The sequence below is a fragment of the Pseudomonas sp. P5_B2 genome, assembly GCF_056400445.1.
In genome coordinates, this window is record NZ_JBFULH010000620.1 from 1 (window position 1) to 2,325 (window position 2,325).

The following is a 2,325-nucleotide window of genomic DNA, read 5'->3' on the forward strand; positions in this document are numbered from 1 at the left end:
CTTCAACTCGTATCGCTTTTCGGTCAACGACAACGCCTCAAATTTTGTCAAAACGGCCTACGCGGCCCTTTGCCAGGAGGTAAGCGAAGCAACTCCAGTCGAGCACACGCTGACGCAAGAGTCGGCCATGGTCATCAATAACGTCCGAGCCCTGCACTGTCGCGATGTCATTAAGGACAACCGGCGGGTCCTGGTTCGTATTTTCGGGCTTTCAAAATTTTCTTCCCCTGTCGCTATTTCAGAGGACCCGTTACTGCTGCAGGGCTGATTTTTTAAGCGATCAAGCTGCGGAAGGACCAGTCATGTGATAACTGGCCAATAACTATAAAAAGGGAATGTTATGTCTTGGGATTTAATAGGTATGTTGGCGCTTGTTGCTTTTTTCGCCGGTTTTTTTGATGCGATTGCCGGCGGTGGGGGCTTGATTACCTTACCTGCATTGTTTCTGGCCGGTATAGATCCGATCAGTGCAATTGCAACGAACAAGTTCCAGGCCGCTTCGGCAAYTGTTTCGGCCACTGTGACCTTTGCTCGCAAAGGAATGATCGAGTGGCGCGAAGGCCGTTTCCTGGTGATCTGCGGATTTATTGGCGGCGCCAGTGGTGCCTTGCTGGTCAGCTCTGTTGATAAGCACTATCTGGAAGTTTGCGTGCCTATCATGCTGATTCTGGTGGCTATCTATTTTGCTTTCTCTCCCAAGCTGGCCAATGAAGATCGACGCAAGAGAATCGGCATTCTGCTTTTTTCGTTTACCGTCGCGCCGATCCTGGGCTTTTACGACGGTATATTTGGCCCCGGTGTGGGCTCTTTCTTTATTGTCGGGTTTGTACTTCTCTGCGGCTTGGGCATGATGCGGGCCATGAGTTTTACCAAACTTGCCAACGCCTCATGCAACCTGGGTTCTTTGTCGGTCTTCATTACCAAAGGTGTGATTATTTGGCCGATTGCCATAGCCATGGCTTTGGCGGCCTTCATCGGCGCTCAATTGGGTGCACGAGCCGCTGTTCGCGTCGGTCCACGCTTGATTAAACCCATGTTGATCGTGGTCTGCTGCGCCTTGGCCTTCAAGCTGCTGAGCGTAGAAAGCAATCCTTTGCGCGTCGCGGTCCTTGAATCGTTGGCTTGGTTATGATTGCCGGTACGGCGCTGACCAGTTCTTGCCTTCAGCTTTGATCGCAGCCGACCCGCCCTGCGCAGGGTCGGCGGTTCGATTCCGTCTCTGGGCACCMAATACCGAAAACCCTGAATCGCAAGATTCAGGGTTTTTTTATGCCTGGGATTTGATGAGGCACTGTTCCAGTCACCCTCGAAGCGCCGCACGAAGCATCCCCCCACCTCCTCGCGCCACGCCAGTAAGCACCTGAAACGCCTTCCGAAGCCGAGTCCCTAGTGGCATCAAGCATTGGTGATCGGCCCTTCTCTCCGTCTCTCGGGTTTGTCGGAACGCTCCGTAGGCTTTAACGGAAATGGATGACATACGCTGATCATCGGCTTGGGCAGAATCGTGAGAGGAGCTGCCGCGTAACCGGGAGCAGATACACAACAGGGATGTAGACAATGACTGAAGCCATCAAACGGGATGTCGAAAACGTTGAGCTTTTTACTGGACAGGACATCAGAATTTTCAGCTTTGATATTCGGCAGTCAAGTTGGCTTCACAAGTTCGCCGAAGAACTGGCCGCCATCGGCGGGCCGCAGGCACCAGGAGCCAATTTCAAAGCCTCTCTGGCAACCACAGAATTGAAGCTCTCGTTTTCGAAAGACCAACGCGAACTGCTGGCGGCCTACTCCAATGGCCTTGTTTGCGTGTTGATCTTTGAAGGGATGCAAAAAATCACCGATGCCAGCCCACCAAATGAACTGCCAGACCTGACATCCCTGGAAAATCGACACGACGTCCTTTGCCTGGCCGCCCGTAATCAGATCTTGTTGAAACTGGTGGATAACAGCTCCTTTGCCTATGACATGGACAACGAAGGAAAGCTGGTTCGATTGGTCGCCAACTTCAAAGGTGGCGGACTTACCAAAATCAATGCCGAGCCGGAAATCAAAGAACTGAGTTCCCATTCCGGCCTCGCGCTTGGCCCGCATACCGAGGCGCCTTACTGGTGCGCCGTGAACGCGAAAGACGGGCACTCGCCCTCTCCGTCCTCGCTCATACTTTCCGCGCTGTGGAACCCGAGCCTGGAACCTACGAGGGTCATTCCGCTGCCTCCCATACTGGAGAAAATCGGCGTCACCCACTGCCTCGCACTGACCACGGGTAACTTCCAATTCACTCGTAGCGACTCTTTTGTCAGTGGCAAAGGGGAAGATGGCCGCAAC

2 protein-coding genes and 1 pseudogene are annotated in these 2,325 nt (G+C 53.3%); all 3 read left to right on the top strand.

The window, feature by feature from the left end; all coding sequences use genetic code 11:
- Positions 1-268 (top strand): annotated as a pseudogene (locus AC1DRJ_RS24805) (hypothetical protein); the annotation flags it as partial.
- Positions 269-340: 72 nt separating this feature from the next.
- Positions 341-1,132 (top strand): TSUP family transporter, encoded by a 792-nt coding sequence (locus AC1DRJ_RS24810; RefSeq protein WP_477804487.1) that lies wholly within the window; start codon positions 341-343, stop codon positions 1,130-1,132.
- 425 nt (positions 1,133-1,557) lie between these two features.
- On the top strand, positions 1,558-2,325 hold a 768-nt coding region (locus AC1DRJ_RS24815; RefSeq protein WP_477804488.1), incomplete at its 3' end, for a hypothetical protein.